Source organism: Stenotrophomonas sp. YJH_SMC_6 (genome assembly GCF_059371335.1).
Window position 1 is genome coordinate 1 of sequence record NZ_JCAFUM010000007.1, and the last position, 20153, is coordinate 20153.

General features: G+C 68.3%; 17 protein-coding genes. 7 read left to right on the plus strand and 10 right to left on the minus strand.

Translation table 11 applies throughout. The features are described from left to right. Positions 1 to 521 precede the first annotated feature (521 nt). Positions 522 to 1709 carry a benzoate/H(+) symporter BenE family transporter gene (locus AC5P9N_RS09285; RefSeq protein WP_099484389.1) on the plus strand — a complete coding sequence of 396 codons (1188 nt, stop codon included), beginning with the start codon at positions 522 to 524 and terminating at the stop codon, positions 1707 to 1709. 6 nt (positions 1710 to 1715) lie between these two features. Here the strand turns inward: AC5P9N_RS09285 and AC5P9N_RS09290 are convergent, their stop codons facing one another. The 5 genes from AC5P9N_RS09290 to egtB all read right to left on the minus strand — a co-directional run bounded on the left by AC5P9N_RS09290 (position 1716) and on the right by egtB (position 7052). Beyond that, positions 1716 to 2489, minus strand: coding sequence for a DUF2628 domain-containing protein (locus tag AC5P9N_RS09290; protein ID WP_099484390.1), 774 nt, complete (start codon positions 2487 to 2489; stop codon positions 1716 to 1718). Between the two features lie 51 nt (positions 2490 to 2540). After that, positions 2541 to 3407, minus strand: a complete 867-nt coding sequence (locus tag AC5P9N_RS09295) for a D-hexose-6-phosphate mutarotase (protein WP_024958388.1) — start codon at positions 3405 to 3407, stop codon at positions 2541 to 2543. Positions 3408 to 3447: 40 nt separating this feature from the next. Further along, entirely contained in the window at positions 3448 to 4725 is a 1278-nt protein-coding gene (locus AC5P9N_RS09300; RefSeq protein WP_099484391.1) for a lytic murein transglycosylase, read from the minus strand. Positions 4726 to 4809: 84 nt separating this feature from the next. Beyond that, entirely contained in the window at positions 4810 to 5784 is a 975-nt protein-coding gene (egtD, locus tag AC5P9N_RS09305; RefSeq protein WP_099484392.1) for an L-histidine N(alpha)-methyltransferase, read from the minus strand. After that, complete coding sequence (egtB, locus tag AC5P9N_RS09310) at positions 5781 to 7052, minus strand: ergothioneine biosynthesis protein EgtB (protein WP_099484393.1); 1272 nt, start codon at positions 7050 to 7052, stop codon at positions 5781 to 5783. The genes egtD and egtB overlap by 4 nt, the downstream gene beginning before the upstream one ends. A 150-nt stretch (positions 7053 to 7202) precedes the next feature. Here egtB and AC5P9N_RS09315 point away from each other — a divergent pair, with 150 nt between their 5' ends. Next, on the plus strand, positions 7203 to 8483 hold the full coding sequence (locus AC5P9N_RS09315) for a GGDEF domain-containing protein (protein WP_099484394.1): 1281 nt from the start codon (positions 7203 to 7205) through the stop codon (positions 8481 to 8483). A 3-nt stretch (positions 8484 to 8486) separates the two neighbouring features. Here AC5P9N_RS09315 and AC5P9N_RS09320 read toward each other — a convergent pair whose 3' ends face one another. After that, on the minus strand, positions 8487 to 8879 hold the full coding sequence (locus AC5P9N_RS09320) for a YchJ family protein (protein ID WP_005414942.1): 393 nt from the start codon (positions 8877 to 8879) through the stop codon (positions 8487 to 8489). A 102-nt stretch (positions 8880 to 8981) separates the two neighbouring features. Here AC5P9N_RS09320 and AC5P9N_RS09325 point away from each other — a divergent pair, with 102 nt between their 5' ends. Continuing rightward, positions 8982 to 9761, plus strand: a complete 780-nt coding sequence (locus AC5P9N_RS09325) for a sulfite exporter TauE/SafE family protein (RefSeq protein ID WP_043035333.1) — start codon at positions 8982 to 8984, stop codon at positions 9759 to 9761. A gap of 268 nt (positions 9762 to 10029) precedes the next feature. Here AC5P9N_RS09325 and AC5P9N_RS09330 read toward each other — a convergent pair whose 3' ends face one another. The 4 genes from AC5P9N_RS09330 to folE all read right to left on the minus strand — a co-directional run bounded on the left by AC5P9N_RS09330 (position 10030) and on the right by folE (position 16308). Continuing rightward, on the minus strand, positions 10030 to 13410 hold the full coding sequence (locus tag AC5P9N_RS09330; RefSeq protein WP_012481665.1) for an ATP-binding protein: 3381 nt from the start codon (positions 13408 to 13410) through the stop codon (positions 10030 to 10032). 16 nt (positions 13411 to 13426) lie between these two features. Next, positions 13427 to 14128 (minus strand): DUF4194 domain-containing protein, encoded by a 702-nt coding sequence (locus AC5P9N_RS09335; protein ID WP_005411692.1) that lies wholly within the window; start codon positions 14126 to 14128, stop codon positions 13427 to 13429. Further along, on the minus strand, positions 14115 to 15584 hold the full coding sequence (locus AC5P9N_RS09340; RefSeq protein WP_099484395.1) for a DUF3375 domain-containing protein: 1470 nt from the start codon (positions 15582 to 15584) through the stop codon (positions 14115 to 14117). The genes AC5P9N_RS09335 and AC5P9N_RS09340 overlap by 14 nt, the downstream gene beginning before the upstream one ends. 112 nt (positions 15585 to 15696) lie before the next feature. Further along, complete coding sequence (gene folE, locus AC5P9N_RS09345; RefSeq protein ID WP_004141296.1) at positions 15697 to 16308, minus strand: GTP cyclohydrolase I FolE; 612 nt, start codon at positions 16306 to 16308, stop codon at positions 15697 to 15699. 686 nt (positions 16309 to 16994) lie between these two features. On the opposite strand from folE, the gene AC5P9N_RS09350 reads away from it, so the two are divergent. The 4 genes from AC5P9N_RS09350 (at position 16995) to AC5P9N_RS09365 (ending at position 20150) form a co-directional block, all read left to right on the plus strand. Next, a complete protein-coding gene (locus AC5P9N_RS09350; protein WP_012481667.1) occupies positions 16995 to 17450 on the plus strand; it encodes a MarR family winged helix-turn-helix transcriptional regulator in 456 nt (151 codons plus the stop codon). Positions 17451 to 17560: 110 nt separating this feature from the next. Further along, on the plus strand, positions 17561 to 17770 hold the full coding sequence (locus tag AC5P9N_RS09355; RefSeq protein ID WP_005411696.1) for a DUF1656 domain-containing protein: 210 nt from the start codon (positions 17561 to 17563) through the stop codon (positions 17768 to 17770). Continuing rightward, positions 17767 to 18684: an efflux RND transporter periplasmic adaptor subunit gene (locus AC5P9N_RS09360; protein ID WP_164094243.1), complete on the plus strand. Its 918-nt coding sequence runs from the start codon at positions 17767 to 17769 to the stop codon at positions 18682 to 18684. The genes AC5P9N_RS09355 and AC5P9N_RS09360 overlap by 4 nt, the downstream gene beginning before the upstream one ends. After that, a complete protein-coding gene (locus AC5P9N_RS09365) occupies positions 18681 to 20150 on the plus strand; it encodes an efflux transporter outer membrane subunit (protein ID WP_099484830.1) in 1470 nt (489 codons plus the stop codon). The genes AC5P9N_RS09360 and AC5P9N_RS09365 overlap by 4 nt, the downstream gene beginning before the upstream one ends. Positions 20151 to 20153 lie beyond the last annotated feature (3 nt).

Genomic DNA, 20153 nt, shown 5'->3' on the forward strand with positions numbered 1-20153 from the left:
CCTTCCTGCAGGCGCCTTCACAAGATACCTGCGCATACTTTCAAAGATCTTGGGAAGTGGCCTCAGCGCCGTTCCCGTGTGCTGCGAAGTTTCCTTCGTAGCGAGCCGCCCATTATAGCCGGCTTTTCCGCTTCGTCAACATTTTTTTTCAAGGCCGTCTCACCGGAGTGGACGTTGTTGCCGATGCCGCTTCGTCGTTGGACCCGAAGGCCTTTCGTCGTTGCGAGCCGCCTATTATGCCGGACTTTTCGAGTCCGTCAACACCTTCGTTCGATCATCTCGTTCGTCGGTGGTGGCGTTGCTGCTTGCGTGCCGTTTCCGAAGAAGCGGTGCGCTGCAGCAAGGGAGCGAATTCTAGAGATCCTGCAGATTTCGTCAAGCATTTTTTTGCAGGGTGATGACAGAACCAACGCAACGTCACGCATGGCATACGCTCGAAGATCACTGTGGCGTTGACCGCGCGTTGCGCGGTCAACGCCACAAGGGCTATCAATGCACGGATGCACAGTGGAGAGACGGCAATGAACATGCAGGTGCGGCAAGCGTGGTGGCGCGACCTTTCAGTACCGGCCCTCGTTGCCGGCTTCATTACTGTGCTGGTCGGCTTCGCCAGTTCGGCCGTCATCGTGTTCCAGGCTGCACAAGCTGTCGGTGCCAATCAGGCGCAGATCGCTTCATGGATGTGGGCACTGGGACTGGGCATGGGTGTCACCTGCATCGGGCTGTCACTACGCTATCGGGTACCGGTGGTGACCGCATGGTCGACACCGGGCGCGGCGATGCTGGTGGTCGGTGCCGGCGGCGCATCTCTTTCCGAGGCCACCGGCGCATTCCTGCTCGCTGCGGTTCTGGGCATGCTGGCTGGCTTCTCCGGCATCTTCGCCCGGTTGATGCAACGGGTGCCGATGGCGCTGGCCGCCGGCATGCTGGCCGGGGTGCTGCTGCGCTTCGGTCTGGACGTGTTCGTGGCCATGAACACCCAGCTGGTACTGGCGCTGGCCATGTTCGCCACGTGGCTGGCCGGACGCCGCCTGTTCCCGCGCTATGCGGTCATCGCCACCCTGCTGATCGGCATCGCGGTTGCGGCCAGCCGTGGCCTGCTGCACGCACAGCAGGTGCGGCTGCAACTGGCGGTACCGCAATGGGTGACCCCATCCCTGTCCTGGACCGCGGTGGCCGGCATCGCCCTGCCCCTGTTCGTGGTCACCATGGCCTCGCAGAACATTCCGGGCGTGGCGGTGATGCGGGCATCCGGCTACGACGCCCCGGTGTCGCCGCTGATCGGCTGGATCGGTGTGGTCAATACACTACTGGCGCCGTTCGGTGCGTACGCGCTGAACCTGGCGGCAATCACCGCCGCGATCTGCATGGGCCGCGATGCCCATGAGGACCCGGCACGACGCTATACCGCCGCCATGGCGGCAGGTGCCTTCTACATCGTCATCGGACTGTTCGGTGCCACCGTGGCCGCACTGTTCGCCGCCTTCCCCAAGGAGCTGGTGGCCTGCGTGGCCGGTATCGCGCTGTTCGGCACCATCGCCAACAGCCTGGCCAGTGCGCTGGCGGTAGAGCGGGACCGCGAGGCGGCACTGGTCACCTTCCTGGTCACCGCCTCGGGCGTCTCACTGGCCGGCATCGGCTCGGCGTTCTGGGGCCTGGTGGCCGGTGCGCTGTGCCTGCTGGTGCTGCGGCCCCGTCAGGGCCGCTGACCTGCCCTATCCCGCCAGTGCGGCGCCGACGGTGCTCAGCGCCACCGCGATGACGATGGCGATCAGTGTGGCGACCACGCTGGTGCCGCCACGCGCGGTCAGCTCGCTGCGCAGCCGTGCATCATCGTCGCCGGTGACGGCACGGGCCTGGGCGATCAGGCGCTGGCAGTGCGCCAGGTACCAGCTGTTGCCAAAGATGCCCGTGGTGATGCTCAGCGCGAAGGTGATGACCAGCGACAGGCCATCCGGCACATCCAGCAAGGTCTCCACCACGCTGATCAGCAGCAGCAGGCCAGCCCACATCGCCGCCAGGCGGTACATCCTGCGGTACATCATCCAGATCAGGCCGAGCAGGAAGGCCGGCCAATGCCAGGTGCCACTGCCCGTGGCAACGCCCTGATCCAGCCGCCAGCGCTGGCGATAGATCGGGAAGTTGCCGCCGACCACGCTGGCGTACAAGGCCATCTCGCCCTCCAGCCCGGCAGCCGCAGCCCTGTCCGGTGCAGCGACCGGCGCACGATAGGGATCGGACGGGTCGCCGACATTCGGCGCGATGCCCTCAACCGCAGGGGCTGCGTCGATATCCAGGGCCGGAACCACCTCGACGGGGGTGGAAGCCTGCTCCAGTTCCGCCAACGGCCGCCATGAGGGCATGCCTTCGCACCAGAGCAGGGTGCGCGCCGTAACCGTCCCTTCCTGCTGCAGCTGGCGAAGACCGGCCAGATCCACCGGCCCACTGCTCTGCCTGCCATTGGCGTACCACCATTGTGCTTCCTGCATGTTTTTCCGTCCTTGCTACCTGCATCGACAAACTGAAATCGCTGCCCGCGCCTACAGCGCGGTACTGCCCAGGGTCTGCACCAGCTGATGGCGCGCACCCGGCGCAAGCGTAATCTGCTCCGGGCCTGCGTTGGCCACTTCCAGGCATACGTAATCGCGCCAGCCCTCGCCGACATCGGCCATCCTGGCTGCCGCCTCAGCGCCCGGATTCCAGACCACCAGCGTCTGGCTGCCTTCGCTGCGGATCTCGATCCGCCGCTGCAGGACCGGATCGCGCAGTACATAGTGCCCCTTGGCACCGGTGTAGATGCGATCGCTGCGACCGGGATCACGCGGATCGCGCAATGACCACGGTCCCTGTTGCAGGCGCAGCTGTGCATAGTCCTCGTACTTGTCCAGGTACTGCAGGCCGTCAAGGCCCTCGACCTCGACCCGCTTGGCATCGCCCACCCGGAAATAGCTGTGCAGGGCCTGGGTGAATGTCACCGGCGAGGTTCCGGTGTTCTCGGTGACCAGCTGCTGGCGCAGCTGGCGGCCAATGCGCAACTGCATCTGCAGGCGCAGGCCGCGATCGGCGCTGGGCGCAGGCGCCAACTGCAGCTCGACCTCGCCATCATCGCGCTGGCTGGCCTGCAGAAGCTCCCAGCGCGCGGTACGTACCAGGCCATGCGCCGGTACATCGGCGCTCTGGCCCTGGCGACCGAACCACGGCCAGCACACCGGGACGCCACCGCGGATGGGCGTGGGCAGCTCGGCGCGCGTGGGCGAAAGCCACAGCAGATCGGGCTGCCCATCAGGAATGAACGACAGCAGCTGGCCGCCGAACACGCTGACGACCGCCGTGGCGTTGGCGGTTCGCACCTGCCAGGCCTCCAGGCCGTGATACAGGCCGGTGCTGATGTCCGGATTCGACTGCATGCGATGACGCTCCTTGAAGACCGCGGCGATGATGTCGCGGTCAACGTGCCGCCGGCAAGGCTTTCTGCCCAGCGGGTGCGATGGCGGCCGCCTCTTCCTGCAGCGTGCGCAGGATGCGCTGGCCTGCGCGGCCGTCCACCTCGCTCCAGCCCAGGCGCTGCTGCTCGGCCTGGATCGCGCGGCGCGTGGCGGTACCGATCATGCCGTCGGCGGCACCGATATCGTGGCCGCGGGCCAGCAGCAGGGTCTGCAGCTGGCGGCGCTCATCGCGGCCCAGGCCCGGGTCATCGGTCGGCCAGGCGGTGGCCAACCCGTTGCCACCACGCAATTGGTCAGCCAGCGTCGCGATCGCCAGCGCATAGCTTTCGGAGGCGTTGTAGCTGTAGATCGCGTCGTAGTTGCGGAACACCAGCAATGCCGGGCCCTTGTTGCCGGCCGGCAGCAGCAGCGCGGCGCGCGCGTCCGCCGGCAGGTTGGCCGGAGCCAACACGCTGCCATCCAGCGCGGTCACGCCCTGCGCACGCCAGTCGGCCAGGGCGCGACGCTGGGTGCGGCCGGCCTGGCTGGCGTTGAAGCCCGCAGGAACGCGGACTTCCATGCCCCACGGCTCGCCGCTGCGCCAGCCGGCGCGCTTGAGGTAGTTGGCGGTGGAGGCCAGTGCATCGGGAATGCTGCCGACCAGATCGCGGCGGCCATCGCCATCACCGTCCACGGCGATGCGTGCATAGGTGCTGGGCATGAACTGCGTATGCCCGAAGGCACCGGCCCAGGAGCCGGTGAGCCCCTGGGCCTGCAGGTCGCCGCGGTCGATCAGCTTGAGCAGCGCCAGCAGTTCACCGCGGAAGAAGGGTTGGCGACGGCCGGCGCAGGACAGCGTGGCCAATGACTGCAGCAGCGGGCGCTTGCCGAACACGCGGCCGTAGTCGCTCTCCACGCCCCAGACCGCGACGATGGTGGCCGGATCGACGCCGTACTGCGCCGACACGCGATCGAGCAGGTCGCGGTGCTGCTGCAGCAGGGCGCGGCCATCAGCCACGCGCTGGCGATCGACCAGCGCGGCCAGGTAGTCCCAGATCGGCGTGGTGAATTCGGGCTGTGCATCGAGCAGGCCGAGCACGCTGGGGTCCGGGGTGAGGCCGGCGGTGATCGCGTTGAAACGGTCGGCACTGATGCCTTGTGTCGCAGCGGTGGCCTGCAGGCCCGACAGGCAGCGGCTGAACGCCGGATCCATGTCGCCGGCAGGCGCGGCGGGCGCGGCGGGCGCTGTCGGCGCCGAGGCAAGAGCGGCCGCCAGGCCGAGCGTGGTCAGAATGGGCATGGCGTCCTCCGTGTTGCCGTTGCACGGCCATCTTAGGGGTAGCGGTGCTGCTGAACCTGAAGCGGTACCGGCTGGCCGTCCGCCCTAGATGGCACGCAACAGGCGCAGGCCATAGGCCGGGCCTTCAGCATCCCAGCGCTGCATGACCTGCAGGCCAGCCGGCTGCAGCAGCGCTTCGAAGCTCTCGTCGGTGTACTTGTGGCTGTATTCGACGCGGATCGGTTCGTCGGCCTCGAAATGGAAGGTCCGGCCGTCCAGATGGACGTCCTGTGCCCGCTGGCTGACCAGATCGGTCTCGATGCGCAGCCTCGCGACGCTGTAGCGGGCACGATGACGGAAGCCCTGCAGATCGAAGTCGCTGCCGACCTCGCGGTTGAGGCGGGCCAGCAGGTTCAGGGTGAATGCGGCGGTGACGCCCTGCGCATCGTTGTAGGCCGACTCGATCAGCGCCGGGTCCTTGTGCAGGTCGATGCCGACCAGGGCCAGGCCATCACGCCCCATGGTCTGGCGCATCGCGCGCAGCAGCGCGACCGCGTCTTCGCCTTCAAAGTTGCCCAGCGTGGAACCGGGGAAGAACAGCAGCCGTCGCGCGGGTTCGCGTTCGGGCATGGGTACGGCGACGGGACGGGTAAAGTCGGCACAGACCGGCAGCATCTCCACCTCGGGCAGCGCCGGGGCCAGATGGTCGATGCTGGACAGCAGCGCGGCACGCGAGATTTCAATCGGCGTGTAGGCCACCGGGTCGTGCAGGGCGGCCAGCAGCAACGCGGTCTTGCGGCCACTGCCGCTGCCCAGTTCCACCACGTGCAGGTGCGGCCCGACGCTTCGGGCGATGTCCGGCAGTACCCGTGAAAGCAGGGCCAGCTCGGTGCGCGTGGGGTAGTACTCGGGGGTCTGCGTGATCTGCTCGAACAGGCGCGAGCCGCGCGCATCGTAGAAGTACTTGGACGGCAACTGGCGCGGCGTGCGCGACAACCCGGCCACCACGTCGGTGAGGATCTGCTGGCGGCCGGGGGTGAGATCGGTCAGCGCCTGCAGTGCGTCGTGCACCGTACTCATGCGAGATCCCTGGCCAGGCGCAGCCCGGAGAACTGCCAACGCGCCGGGGGCATGAAGAAGTTGCGGTAGCTGGCACGCACGTGGCCACGCGGCGTGGCGCAGCTGCCACCGCGCAGCACCCATTGCCCGCACATGAACTTGCCGTTGTATTCACCGAGGTTGCCGGCGAAAGGGCGGAAGCCCGGGTAGGCGCCATACGCGCTGTGGGTCCATTCCCATACATCGCCGAACAGCTGACGCAGTCCACTGCCCCCGGCAGCCTGCGGGTGCAGCCGATCGTCATCGGCAAAATGACCGCGAGGCGGCAGCGTTGCGGCGGCAGCCTCCCACTCGAACTCGCTGGGCAGGCGCGCACCGGCCCAGCGGGCGCAGGCATCGGCCTCGTAGTAGCTGAGGTGGCAGACCGGCGCATGCGGATCCAGTTCGCGCCAACCGCCCAGGGTGTACTCGCGCTGCAGGGCGTCATCCCAGTACAGCGGGTGCTGCCAGCCCTCGGCTTCGCGCAGCGCCCAGCCTTCGCTGAGCCACCAGCGCGGTTCGCGGTAGCCGCCGGCGTCGATGAAGGCGCTGTACTCGGCATTGCTGACGGGACGCTCGGCCAGTGCGTGCGCGGGGAGCAGCACGCGATGCGCCGGCGATTCGTTGTCGTAGGCGAAGGCAGTGTGCTGCGGCCAGGCTGCGGCGCCGATGGTGACGATGCGCTCGGATGACTCGATCCAGCCCTGCGCACTGGCAGCGCTGGTTGCAGGCTGCAGGTCCTCGCGGTAGGCCGGCTGCAACGGATTGCACCAGAACGCGTGCTTGATGTCGGTGAGCAGCAGTTCCTGGTGCTGCTGTTCGTGCTGCAGGCCCAACTGCAGGTGCTGCAGTGCCTGCTCATCAAGGTCGCCTGCCGCCAGCCGCGATTGCACCTGTGCATCGACCTGCTGGCGGTAGTCGCGCACCTGCTGCAGCGATGGCCGCGACAGCAGCCCACGCTGCGGCCGGGCATGCGCCGGGCCGAGGCTCTTGTAGTAGCTGTTGAACAGGTAGTCCCAGGCAGGGTCATGCGCCGGTGCAGGTGGGAAGCCGGCCAGCACGAAGCGTTCGAAGAACCAGGTGGTGTGGGCCAGGTGCCATTTGCTCGGGCTGGCATCGGCCATGCTCTGCAGCATGGCATCTTCGGCGCTGAGGGGGGCTGCCAGCTGCATGCTGCGGTTCCGCACACATGCGTACTGGCGGGCGAGATTGCGCTGCGGGGCAGCGACGGCGGTGGCTACGCTGTCCATCCGGGCAGCATCTGCGCAACAGGGTGAGTGCGATGTCATCGTTCGACGTCAACGCGTTCACATGCGTGACCATCCCGCATTCAAGAAGCCGGTGCGAACGCCGCTAACGGCAATGCTGCGGCCGCGTCGTCACCGCGCTGGAATTCCTGCTTGTCCCTGCATCCGCTCCGCCAGCCTGCGCATTACCTGTTCGTGCTGCCCGCCGTGCTGGTTGCCGTGGTGCTGTGGGCAGCACTGGGCAACGAAGACGTTGCCAGTCCGGCCCAACGCATCCTGCCCTGGCTGCTGGCCTGCCTCGGCGCCGGCCTTGCCCTGCTCTACCACCAGGTGCGTACGCTCTGCCTGCTGCTGGTGGTGGCGGTCATGTTCGCGCTGCTGCACCAGGACGTGGGCGGCTATCTGCACAGCGGCCATGTCACGGCGCTGACACCGCTGCGCTTCCATGCCATTTCGGCCTGGTTGCCCTTGCTGTTCGCGGGCCTGGCACTGTGGCCCGAGCGCGGCCGCCGCCGCCGCGACCTGCTGCTGCGGGGTGTTGCCAGTGGCACCGCGCTGATGATCTTCCTGCTACTGGCCACGCAGCAACCCCGGGGCATGCACGATCTGCTGTCCAACCGCCACTGGAGCTGGATTCCGGCCGACTGGAACGCGCTGGCACAGCTGCCAGCGCTGCTGTTCCTGCTGGCAACCGCCGCGCTGGGCTGGCAGGCCTGGCGGCATCCGCGCCCGTTGCACACGGCGATGCTGCTGGCCCTGCTGTGCCTGTGGTGGATGCTGCCACGGGTGTTCCTGCAGCCGGTGCTACTGCCGGCACTGGCCAGCGCGGCCCTGCTGCTGATGCTGGGCGCGATGCTGCAGGAGTCCTTCCATATGGCCTTCCGCGATGAGCTGACCGGCCTGCCGGGGCGCCGCGCCTTCAATGAGACCCTGCAGCGGGCGCGCGGCACCTACAGCATCGCGATGGTGGACGTGGACCACTTCAAGTCGTTCAACGACACCCACGGCCACGACACCGGCGACGATGTGCTGCGCCTGGTGGCCTCGCGCCTGGGCCGGGTGGGCGATGGTGGCCGGGCGTTCCGCTATGGCGGCGAGGAGTTCGCGGTGGTGTTCCTGGATCGTCCCGCAGCGGCCTGCGTGGATGCAGTCGAGGCGCTGCGGCAGACCATCGAGGACACCCGCATGCAGCTGCGCGACCGGAGCACGCGCAGCCGCGACGATGAAACAGGGCGCCGGCAGCGCGGACGCGGCGGAAGCGGGCAGACGGTGCAGGTGACGGTGAGCATCGGGCTGGCAGACAGCCGCGTGGATGAGCGGCCAGCGGCAGTGATCAAGGCCGCCGACCAGGCGCTGTACGCAGCCAAGGACGGTGGTCGCAACCAGGTCCGCGCGCATGCCGGCCAGCGCGTGCTGGCGGCACGCGGCGGCTGAGGCTCACACCGCGTCGAGGTAGTACCAGCGGCCGTCGACGCGCAGGAAGCGGCTGTGCTCGGCCATCTTCACCGCGCTGCCGCCGCCCACGCGGTAGCGGGCGGTGAAGCGCACTTCGGCGCTGTCGGCGCCGGTGACGGTGTGCTCGTGCACGGTCAGGCCCAGCCAATGCGTACGCTGGCCGGGCGCATCATCCAACGACAACTCGGCCGGACGGGTATCCGGATGCCAGCTCTGGCGCAGATAGTCCGCCAGCCCCCGCACATAGGCGCTGTAACGTGATCGCATCAGGCGCTCGGCATCGGGGGCGGCCTCACCGGCATGGAAACGGCCACAGCAGGCGGCGTACTCGGCGGGAAGGCCGCAGGGGCAGGGATCGGTGGGTTTTCGGCTCATGCGGACATTGTCGCCGGGTTGTGCGGATGGATCCACGCGGGGCACCGGTCAACCAGTGCAGGACAGGCGTATGCTGTCGCGCCCCCATATCGATTGATCGCCGTGCTGGAACTGGTTCCCCCTGAGTTGTGGTGGCTGGTGGTCATCGCCTTCACCGCCGGGCTGGTCGATGCCGCCGTCGGTGGTGGTGGGCTGGTGCAGCTGCCTGGCCTGTTCACGGTGCTGCCGCAGCAGACGCCGGCGATGCTGTTTGGTACCAACAAGTTCAGTTCGATGTTCGGTACCGGTGCGGCTGCCTGGCGCTATGCGCGCAACGTGCGCTTCCCGTGGAAGCCGGTGTTGTTCGCGGCCGGCACGGCCTTCATCTTCTCCTTCGCCGGCGCCACCGCGGTAAGCCTGCTGCCCAAGGACGCGGTGCGCCCACTGGTGCTGGTGCTGCTGGTCGCGATGCTGGCCTACACACTGTGGAAGAAGGACTTCGGCGCGCTGCACCGTCCGCAGGAGATCGGTCGCCGCGAACTGGTGATCGCGCTGGCGATCGGTGCGGCGATCGGCTTCTACGACGGCTTCTTCGGGCCGGGCACCGGCAGCTTCCTGATCTTCCTGTTCGTGCGCTTCTTCGGGCTGGATTTCCTGCGCGCCTCGGCGGCATCAAAGGTGGTGAACCTGGCGACGAATGTGGCGGCGATCTCGTTCTTCGTGCCGACCGGCAACATCCTGTGGCTGTTCGCGCTGCCGATGGCGGCGGCCAACATCATCGGCTCGGTGGTGGGCACGCGCCTGGCGCTGAAGGGCGGCACGCCGTTCATCCGCAAGCTGTTCGTGGGGCTGGTGGTGGTGCTGATCGCGCGGATGGCGTGGGATACGTTCCGCGCTGCGTGAACGCGGTTGCCGGCCAGCGGCCGGCACTACCGGGTCATGAACCCCGCCCATGGGTAGTGCCGGCCGCTGGCCGGCATCCCCATCCGATCAGGTCATGAACCCCGCCCATGGGCAGTGCCGGCCGCTGGCCGGCATCCCCATCCGATCGGGTCATGAACCCCGCCCATGGGCACTGCCGGCCGCTGGCCGGCATCCCCATCCGATCGGGTCATGAACCCCGGCCAAGTAGTGCCGGCCGCTGGCCGGCATTCCCCTTCAATCGGCCAGGTCAGGCGTCGGCTTCTTCCGGTTCGTTGGCCTGCTGGCGGCTGCGCTCGGGCAGCTTCAGGCGCTTGCCTTCCTCGTCATACTCGATCAGCAGCACGCCGGAGTCGTGGCGGCCGCTGATTTCGACGAAGCAGGCGCCGCCGATGAACGGTTCCAGTGTCATCACCGACTTCAGCGGGGTGGCAACCACCATCTGGAAGCCAAAGTTGTCGAAGATGTTCATCGCCAGCGCGGTGAACTCGTTGTCGGCCTTGTCGAAGGCTTCGTCGAGCACCACTGCGGCGTAGCTGGGCAGCTGGCTGTCGGCACCGCCGAGCTGGTAGCGCAGTGCCGCGGCCAGGCAGGTGGTAGCCAGTTTCTGGCGCTGGCCACCGGACTTGCCGGCGCCGCTGCGGTAGATCTCGACCTGCTGGCGCGTTTCCGCATCCAGCTCGACGCCGATGAACTCCACGTGCATGCGCACGTCCAGCACCAGCTCCCGCCAACGCTTGTCCTCGCCTTCCTGCGAGCCCAGGCGGTTGACCAGCTGGCGCAGCACGGTGAACTGCGATTCGGCCAGCTCGCGCTGCTCGGTCTGCTGCTGCGACAGCACTTCGCGCAGCTGCAGCTGGAACTCGCCCACTTCCGGCAGACGACGGTCGCTCAGTTCGATGGTCAGCAACGTACCGCGGTTGAACGGCACCTGTTCCAGGCTGGCGTTCACTTCGTCCAGGCGCTGGCCGATCGACTTGCGGGCCTCGGCGCTGTGGCGCTGCAGGGCCAGCAGGTTGTTCTTGCTCTGGTTCTGCAGCAGATCGAAGAAGCGCTCTTCGTGCTGCGGCAGGCCATCGCGCTCCAGTCGTTCGAGGCGTGCGAGGAAGTCCTCGGCCGAGGCCACCGACACGGTGAAGTCGCCCGATTCCTCCGGCCACTGCTGGATGAAGCGACGGAAGCAGCCGATCAGCTGGTTCTCGATGCGGTTGAGGTCCTGTTGCGAGGACGACAGCTGCTCGTTCAGCGCGTTGCTGACCTGGCGCATGTGCGCTTCCAGCGTTTCCAGGCTGAGCGGACCCTGCTCCTGCAGGCGCTCGGCAAGGCCGGCTTCCTGCTCCTGGGCCAGGCTCGGCAGCACCAGCGCACGGCTCTGCTGGCGCGCGCGGTCCAGGCGATCGCGTTCCTTGACCAGCTGCCCGCGCTCGACGCGGACGTCTTCATAGGTGCGGCGGGCCTGCTCGATGTCGGCGCGCACGGCGTCGATCTGCTTGGCCAGCTTGGCGAGGTCGGCATTGCCTTCGCGCAGGTCGCGCAGCGTGGCCTCGATGTCGCTCAGGCGCTGCTGCGGGGCGGCGATGTCGATCTCGTTCCAGCTGATGCTGACCAGCTCGTGGCAGGCCAGGCGGCGTTCGTTGTCGCGGTCACGCTGTCCACGCAGGCGCGCGATGTCGGTCTCGCAGCTGGCGATGCGCTTGGCCAGTTCCTGAGCTTCGCGCTCGAAGGCGCCCACCTTGTCGTGGTTGTTGAAACCAAGGATCCAGCGACGGCGGTCGCCCACCGCACTGCGGTCATCCTTCTCGAAACGGTCGCCCGGATGCTTGACCTGACCTTCGCGGGTGATGCCGCGGTCGACGTTGCGCAGCTGCTTGGCATCCACGCACTCGTAGTCGAATCGCTTGCCGAGCTCGCGGCGCAGCCAGCTTTCGAACACGTGTTCGCGCAGTTCCAGCTTGTGCAGCAGCGACTTCGCCGACGGCTCACGGGCGAACGCATCATCGTTGCGGCGCACGCGGTAGTAGGTGAAGCGCATGCCCAGGTGGGTACGGTTCACCCACTCGGCGACGTCGTTGTAATGCTTGTCGTCGACCAGCAGCGACAGCGCGAAGCCACCCAGCACGCGCTCGATGGCACCCTGCCAGCCCTGCTCTTCCGAGCGGACCTGGATCAGTTCACCGACGAACGGCAGCGCCGCTTCAGCGATGCCGGTTTCCTCGGCCAGGCGCGCGCGCAGCTTCTGCATCGGCGCCGGGATGTTGGAGGGCGTGCGCTGCATCGCTTCGAGTTCCGCACGGACTTCGCCGAAGCGGCGCTCGTCATCGCGCTTGCCACCCAGGCGATCGCTGATCGCATCGTCCAGCGCCGAAGAGGCGCGCTGGCGGTCCTGCAGCTCGTTCTGTGCGCGCTCGACCAGTTCGGCGAAGCCGTGTGCGTCGTCCGGCAGTTCGGCCCCCAGCTGCTGCGCGGCCAGGCTTGCCTGCTCGCGCTTGGCCTGGCGGCGGTCGCGCTCGGCTTCGGCGCGGCCCTGTTCGCGTTCCAGTTCTTCGATGCGCTCACCGCCCTGCTGGCGGCGCTGCAGTTCCAGTTCGGCCAGGCGCTCGGTGTGATTGTCCAGTGCGGCACGGCGCTGGGCTTCTTCGCCAAGCAGGCCGCGGTCACGCACGTCCATCTCGCGCAGGCGCGCTTCGATCAGCGCCTGGCGGCGGCTTTCACGGAAGCTGTCGACGCCGAGCTTGAGGGCTTCGTCGTCGCCGCGCCGGCGGTGCATTTCCTTCAGGTCGTTGTAGTAGGCGCGTGCCGGCAGCAGGGTCTCCACCTGGCGACGGGCGGTGACCACCGCCTGGTGCGCGCCATCGAGCTCGGCGAAGTCGCTGACCAGGCGCTCGGCGGCGTCGAAGGTCTTCGGCGTGTCGAGCATGAAGTCGCGCAGGAAGACGTTGAGATCGCCCAGGTTCTTCGCCGACTGCGTCTTGTGCAGCAGGCGCAGCGCCATCTCGTTGTCGATGCCGAGCAGGTCGCGGAAGCGCTCGGCGTAGCCGGAGAAGGTGTCGAAGTGGTGCAGGTCGGACAGCTTCTGCTTGAGCTTGCGCAGGTCCAGGTCGAACCCACCAAGATCCTTGGCGATGTCGAACGGGCGCTCGGCAATCATGTAGTGCTTGCGCACGTCACCGGCCGAGGTGCCGTTGCCGGAGATCCACAGCAGGCGCACCAGGCTGACCACGCGGCCGTCGCCGGCGCGGTATTCCAGCACCAGTGCGGTCCAAGTGGCGCCCTTGCGCAGGTACTGGGTGGCGATTTCGCCGGTGCCGCTGTCCTGCTGGTCAGCCCACGCGCCACGCACGTAGGACACCAGGTTGCGGTCGCGGCCGCTGCGCTCGGCTTCACGCGCGGCAGCGTTGAAGTCGACGATGGCCGGCGGCGTCAGCAGCGCGGACATGGCATCGAGCAGTGTCGACTTGCCCGAGCCGGAACGTCCGACGAACAGGAAGCCGCGCTCGGCGATCGGCACTTCGGTCAGGCCGTTGAAGGTGCCCCAGTTGTGTACCTGCAGGCGGCGCATGCGGAACTGCTGCAGGCGCGGGTCCGGCAGGCCTTCGTTGAACAGGGCGGGAGTGTGCTTGGAGATAGCCATGCGATGGTCGGGTCTCTCAGGCCTCGGCGGCCGGGGTTTCGCGCAGCTGGCGGTAGACCGCCGAGAGCTGGGACACGTCTTCGGCGGAGAACAGCAGCTTCAGCGCCGGCGAGACTTCGTGGCGGTCTTCCTGGCCGCTGAGGCGGGTCAGGATGTGGTTGTCCTTCATCTTCTGCACCGCCGAGGCGACGCGGCGGTTGAAGCCGGCGCGGTCGGTGGACAGGTTCTTTTCGTAGATGGCCAGTGCTTCGGCCATTTCGGCATCGGCGACCACCGCGCGGTTGCCGCGCGCATCGGCTTCGGCCAGCTGCTGGCGCAGGTACAGCAACAGCACCGAGTCGATGAAGGTCAGCGGCGAGGTGCGCAGCAGCACCGGCGCGTCGACGTCTTCGGTATCGGCCTGGCGGGTGAACGCCACGCCGCTGTCACGGTCGAGCACCAGTTCCAGGAACAGGTCCGCCAGCGACGAGCGGATGGCCGCTTCGCTGCGGATCAGTGCCGGCCACAGCTTGGCGTGGCGCAGCTGGTCGATGCTGGGGCCGATCAGCAGCTGGCACAGCGCGCGGCGCGCATCCAGCGGCAGGCGCCCGGTGTCGCCGAGGTAATAGACGTCGTTGCCACGGCGGGGCTGCGCCACGGCCGCCACCGGTTCGGCCTCGTAGGCGTCTTCCGCCACGTCGGCCTGCGCTGCGTCGATGGGATCTTCATGCCAGCTCATGGCGTCTCTCCTGGGTGAACCAAACCAGCGGGATGCGGGCGCGACGGACCTGGCCGTCGCCACCACGCCATTGCGCAAGCTCCTGCTCGCCGGCGACCACGTTGCCGAAGCGCGTGCCCAGCGACAGATAGCCGATGACGCTGCCAAGACCCTGCGGCGCCTCGCGCTGCGACAGGGCCTGGGCGATGCTGAGCCGCGGCTGTGCATCGAGCAGGTCGTGCAGGTCGCGGCGCAGGGTGCGGAAGTCGATTTCGGACGAAGCGACCAGGTCGCCGACGCTCTCCAGGCTGATCGCGGCCGCGTCGTTGTACTCGACATTGCCGTCGACCTGGGCGCTGCGCGGATCATGCAGCTTCCACTGCGACCACGAGCGCAGGCGGCTGGTGGTCAGCTGCAGGTCGCGGCCGATGCCGCGCTGTGCGGGGAATTCGTCGCGCAGGGCCAGCGCTTCGGACTGCGCCTGCTTCAACAACTGGTTGAGGCGGCGCTGTTCCAGGTAGCCACGGCTCTGCACGAAGCCGCGCAGGCTGCGCGCGAAGTTCTGCAGCACGTCGTGCACCTGGCCACCGCGCTCGAGCATGGTGCTGGTGAAGCTGCGCAGGAAGTTGCGTTCGTTGCGGTCCAGGCGGCGGGCGAAGCCGCGCGCCAGCACCGCTTCCAGCGCGGCATCGAGCTGGGCACTCTGTTCGGCGTCGTTGAGCAGGCGCCAGAAGGCCTGGAAACTGCGCCCGGCGTCACTTTCGCCAATGACATCCACACCTTCGAACAGCTGCGACAGCACATCGCCGCGCTCGCCCTCGTCGTCGATGATGCGTTCGCGGAAATCGCGGTTGAGCTGCTCGAAGTCATCGCGCACGCGGCGGAAGTCCTCGGTCAGCTCGTCGGCCAGGCCGATGATCTGGCGGGTGCGTTCCAGCGCGCGCTTGCCGTCCAGCGCAACCACGCGGCCGGTGCCGACCCGGGCGATTTCGGCATCGATGCGGTCGCGCTCGTCGTGCAGCGCGGACAGGCGCGCATCGGGATCGGCTTCGGTCTGCGCAGCCAGCGCCGAGAGCTGCTCAATGACCAGCGCCAAGCGGCTTTCGGTGGCGGCCACGCGGGCCTGCTCGAGGCCGTCGGCGAAGCGGATCGCCTGCAGTGCCGCGGTCGCCAGCTCGTACTGCTCCTGGTCGGCGCCTTCGGGCAGACGGCGTTCCAGCCAGCCCTGGGCCAGCCAGTGCGCGATGTAGGCCTGCGCGGTGCGCGGCAGCTCGCGCGAGAGTTCATCGGCGGCCAGCTGGTCCAGCGCGCGCTGCAGTCGCTCGTTCAGTACCGAGGACGGCAACGTGCGCTCGCCGTCCATCAGCAGGCCCTGCAGCAGGCCGATGATTTCCGGAGCGTGGTCGGCGGCAAGCAGCTTCCACTGGGGCTGTTCGCGCAGGTGGCGGTAACGGGCAATGCGTTCGCGATGCTTCATGCAGCGAAAGAAGTCTGTAGGGCTGACAGGGACAAACCGCCATGCACAGCTGCCGCGTGGACAGCCGTGGGCATGCCGGCCCGCAGGAGCCGGCGTGGTGCGGGCAAGCGGCTCAGCGCTTGCCGCCCACTTCGATGAAGCGCAGGAACTCGGCGCGGGTACGCGCGTCGTCGCGGAAGCTGCCCAGCATCTTGGAGGTGACCATGCTGACGCCGCGCTTGTGGATGCCGCGGGTGGTCATGCACTCGTGGGCGCCTTCGACGACCACGCCGACGCCGATCGGCTGCAGCACATCCTGGATGCACTGGGCGATCTGCGCGGTCATCTTCTCCTGCACCTGGAAACGGCGGGCGTAGGCTTCGACGACACGGGCCAGCTTGCTGATGCCCACCACCTTGCCGGCCGGCAGGTAGCCGACGTGCACGCGGCCGATGATCGGGGCCATGTGGTGCTCGCAGTGGCTTTCGTACTCGATGTCGCGCAGGACGATCAGCTCGTCGTAGCCGGCCACTTCCTCGAAGGTCCGCTCCATGTAGGCGCGCGGGTCGTCGCGGTAACCGCTGAACCAGTCGCCATAGGCTTCGGCGACACGGCGGGGGGTATCCAGCAGGCCTTCACGGGACGGGTCCTCACCGGCCCAGCGCAGCAGGGTGCGCACGGCATCCTCGGCCTGGTCCTGGGTCACGTCGCCCTGCGGGGCGGCCTTTTCGTTGTTCTTGCTCATTGCGTACAGCGTCCCGAACGGGGGGCGAGCATCGTACCCGACCGGGGGGTGGGTCGTCCTGTTGGTCGGGTTCATCGGGGGTCTGGCGGCGCCTGCCTGTTACGGGTCTGGATGGGGAAGGGCGGCAGGGCAGGACACGCCGTAAACCCATCCATGGGGGCTCGGTCGGCGCATCCATGCGCCTCACGGTCCTGCCCTGCCGCCCTTCCCCATCCCTGACAGTTTCCCGCGGGCGCGGCCGGACCGCCCGAAAGCGGGGTCAAAAGCGGGGGTTCATGGCTTCGGAAGCGGCGCGCCGCTGCTGTGGTGTTTTGTGCTTTGGTGGGTGCGGACCGTTGGTCCGCACTGCTTCTGCTCTTGCTTCCAAGAGCCAACCCACCGCGCTCGCGGGGGGATGGGAAGGCAGCGGGGGCCGGGCGGGGCAGGACCGTCCGCGGCATGGATGCTGCGGCCGAGCCCCCAAGGGTGAGGGCGCTTGCTTGCGAGGCATGCCTCGCAAGCGCCCGAACGCACAGCCGCCAGCGGCTGGGCCGGACCCCGGAGCGGGGTTCACGGCGTGTCCTGCACCGCCCGGCGCCCGCTGCCCCACCCGACACCAGGCAGGCGCAACGCTTTCCTCACTACACCCACCCATTCAGAAAAACCTATTGATAGGAATGAAATTAGTAGTATCCTATCTATCTCTTATGGACCGACCCCTCGACGAGCGCACCGTGCTGCAGATGCAGCTCAGCTCCGGCCTGCTGTACGCAGGGCGGCAGTGGCAGCGCCTGGCCGACAGCCGGCTCGGCAGCTACGGCATCTCCACCGCCTGCACCATGCCGCTGCTGATGATCGGCCGCTCCGGCGGTGGCATCCGTCAGGTGGCGCTGGCGCAGCAGCTGGGCATGGAAGGACCCTCCCTGGTGCGCCTGCTGGACAAGTTGTGCGCCAGCGACCTGGTCCGCCGCGAGAGCGACGCCAGCGACCGCCGCGCCAACCTGCTGTGGCTGACCGACGCAGGCCATGCGCTGGTCAGCGAGCTGGAAGACCAGTTGATCGGCCTGCGCCAGGACGTGTTCGGCGAGCTTTCCATGGATGAACTGCACGCCGTGCTGAAGGCATGGCGCCTGCTGGCCGAGGCCGCCGACCGCATCACGTAAGACCGCTGCCCCTGAACACCGCCGCTGCCGTGCACACGCCAGCGGCTTTTGCCCGTTGCCGTTGTTTCGCTGTTCCTCCCCTCCCCCCCACCTCGCCCCCGCCCCTACCGATGCCCGGTGAATTCAGTCTCCACGGAGTGTTCGTCCCGACCCTGCTCGGGTTGATGTTGTTGGCCTACCTGGTCAACAGCGGCCTGCATGCGCTGCTGCAGCGTGCCGGTGCCTATCGCCATATATGGCACCCGCCACTGTTCAACCTGGCGCTGTACGGGATCGTGCTTGGCCTGCTGTTCCACCTCCTGCGTTGGATGCAATCGTGAACAAGATCGTGAAGAAGACCCTGCCGGTGCTGCTCACCAGCGCAGCCGTGATCGTCGCCCTGCTGGTGCTGCGCCAGCTGTGGGTCTATTACATGGATGAGCCGTGGACCCGCGATGCCCATGTCGGCGCCGACGTGGTGCAGGTGGCGCCGGACGTGTCCGGGCTGGTGGAAACGGTGCAGGTGGCCGACAACCAGGCGGTGAAGAAGGGTGACCTGCTGTTCGTGGTCGATCGCGCCCGCTACCGCATCGCGCTGGAGCAGGCCCGCGCCAACCTGGCCGAGCGCCAGGCATCGGTGGCGCAGCTGCGCCGCGAGATCGGCCGTGACCGCAGCCTGCAGGACCTGGTCGCCGCCGAGGACGCCGAAGTGCGCCGCGCCAAGCTGCAGGCCGCACAGGCTGCGCTGGCCACCGCACAGGCGGCGGTCGACCTGGCCGATCTCAACCTGGGCCGCACCGAGGTGCGCGCGCCGGCCGATGGCCGGGTCAACGACCGCACCCTGCGCGTGGGCGACTACGTGGTGGCCGGCAAGCCGGTGCTGGCGCTGCTGGATACCGGCTCGTTCCGCATCGATGGCTACTTCGAGGAAACCCGCCTGCGCGGCGTAGCTCCGGGGCAGAGCGTGGACATCCGCCTGATGGGCGAGTCGGCCCCGCTGCGTGGCCACGTGGAAAGCATCGCCGCCGGCATCGAGGACCGCTACCGCAGCAACGGCAGCACCCTGCTGCCGAACGTGACCCCGGCCTTCGACTGGGTGCGGCTGGCACAGCGCATTCCGGTGCGCATCGCCATCGACGACGTACCCAAGGGCGTGGAACTGATCGCCGGCCGCACCGCCACGGTGACCGTGGACACCGGCCGCCATCCGCACAACGACAAGGCCGGCACTGCGCCGACACAGGCGGGCCTGTGAACGCCGCCCTGCCCCGTCTCGGTCTGATCGTTGCGCTGGCCAGCCTGGCGGCCTGCAGGACCGTCGGCCCGGATTACGCCCTGCCGGAAGGCTCGGCGTTCAAGCGCCCGGAGGCCAATGCGGCCTTCATCGATACGCAGAACCCGCAGATTGCCGCCAACCAGGCGCTGCCCGACCGCTGGTGGTCGCTGTACAACGACCCGGTGCTGGACGGCCTGATCACCCAGGCGCTGCGTGACAACGTGGAACTGAAGGCCGCCGATGCACACCTGCGTCGTGCGGCGGCGGTGTACGAACAGGCGCTGGACGCCGGTGGCTTCGAGTACGAGGCCGAGGCCGGCGTCAGCCGCGCGCAGCTGTCGGCCGAATCGTTCCTGCAGGAGCACGAGCTGCCGGTGATCAACCTGGCCGATGGCAAGTTCGCGGTCAGCTACCAGTTCGACCTGTTCGGCAAGCTCAAGCGCGGCGCCGAGGCAGCGCGTGCCGACGAGCAGTCGGTTGCTGCGGCGCGCGACCTGGCCCAGGTCAGCGTGGTCGCGCAGGTCGCCGACAGCTACCTGGAAATCTGCCACGCCAACCACGAACTGCACGTGGCCGAGCATTCGCTGCAGCTGCAGCAGCGCAGCCGTACGGTCACCGAGCGCCTGATCGCGGCCGGCCGCGGCACGCCGCCGGAACTGGCCCGCGCCAATGCGCAGGTGGCACTGCTGGAGGCGGCACTGCCGCCGCTACGCGCGCAGCGTTCGGCGGCCGCCTATTCGCTGGCCGCGCTGCTTGGGAAAACCCCGGGCCAGCTGCCAGCCGGCGTGATCGACTGTGCGCACGCCCCCGGCCTGGCGCAGCCGCTGCCGGTCGGTGATGGCCGGGCGCTGCTGCAGCGCCGCCCGGACGTGCGCCAGGCCGAGCGCAAGCTGGCCTCGGCCACGGCGCGGATTGGGGTCGCCACCGCCGAGCTGTACCCGGACATCCGCCTGGGTGCCTCGGTGGGTGCCGCCGGCCTGCTGGAAGACTTCGGCACGCCGATGACCCAGCAGTGGTCGATCGGCCCGCTGATCTCGTGGACGCTGCCGTCCTCCGGCACGCACGCACGCATCCACGCCGCCGAGGCCGGTGCCGATGCCGCGCTGGCCGAGTTCGACCACACCGTGCTGCAGGCGCTGCGCGAGACCCAGACCGCGCTGGACCGCTATGCGCAGGACCTGCGCCGGCTGCAGTCGCTGCGCATCGCGCAGGAGCAGGCCGCACTGGCCGCCGAGCAGAACCGCCGGCTGTACCAGGGTGGCCGTACGCCGTACCTGTCCAGCCTGGATGCCGACCGCAGCCTGGCCACCAGCGACGCCACCCTGGCCGCCGCCGAAGCGCAGGTCTCGCGCGACCAGATCCATCTGTTCCTGGTGCTGGGTGGCGGCTGGCAGGCATCAGTTGCCCCGCCCGCGCCGTCCACCGCACAGGCCTCGGCGAAGTAAGCC

Coding starts and splice junctions, on each gene's coding strand:
- AC5P9N_RS09320 (WP_005414942.1), bottom strand. CDS start 8,879: ATGAGCCGAAAACCCACCGATCCCTGCCCCTGCGGCCTTCCCGCCGAG.
- folE (WP_004141296.1), bottom strand. CDS start 16,308: ATGAGCAAGAACAACGAAAAGGCCGCCCCGCAGGGCGACGTGACCCAG.
- AC5P9N_RS09300 (WP_099484391.1), bottom strand. CDS start 4,725: ATGCCCATTCTGACCACGCTCGGCCTGGCGGCCGCTCTTGCCTCGGCG.
- AC5P9N_RS09295 (WP_024958388.1), bottom strand. CDS start 3,407: ATGCAGTCGAATCCGGACATCAGCACCGGCCTGTATCACGGCCTGGAG.
- AC5P9N_RS09355 (WP_005411696.1), top strand. CDS start 17,561: ATGCCCGGTGAATTCAGTCTCCACGGAGTGTTCGTCCCGACCCTGCTC.
- AC5P9N_RS09350 (WP_012481667.1), top strand. CDS start 16,995: ATGGACCGACCCCTCGACGAGCGCACCGTGCTGCAGATGCAGCTCAGC.
- egtD (WP_099484392.1), bottom strand. CDS start 5,784: ATGAGTACGGTGCACGACGCACTGCAGGCGCTGACCGATCTCACCCCC.
- AC5P9N_RS09290 (WP_099484390.1), bottom strand. CDS start 2,489: ATGCAGGAAGCACAATGGTGGTACGCCAATGGCAGGCAGAGCAGTGGG.
- egtB (WP_099484393.1), bottom strand. CDS start 7,052: ATGGACAGCGTAGCCACCGCCGTCGCTGCCCCGCAGCGCAATCTCGCC.
- AC5P9N_RS09330 (WP_012481665.1), bottom strand. CDS start 13,410: ATGGCTATCTCCAAGCACACTCCCGCCCTGTTCAACGAAGGCCTGCCG.
- AC5P9N_RS09285 (WP_099484389.1), top strand. CDS start 522: ATGAACATGCAGGTGCGGCAAGCGTGGTGGCGCGACCTTTCAGTACCG.
- AC5P9N_RS09335 (WP_005411692.1), bottom strand. CDS start 14,128: ATGAGCTGGCATGAAGATCCCATCGACGCAGCGCAGGCCGACGTGGCG.
- AC5P9N_RS09340 (WP_099484395.1), bottom strand. CDS start 15,584: ATGAAGCATCGCGAACGCATTGCCCGTTACCGCCACCTGCGCGAACAG.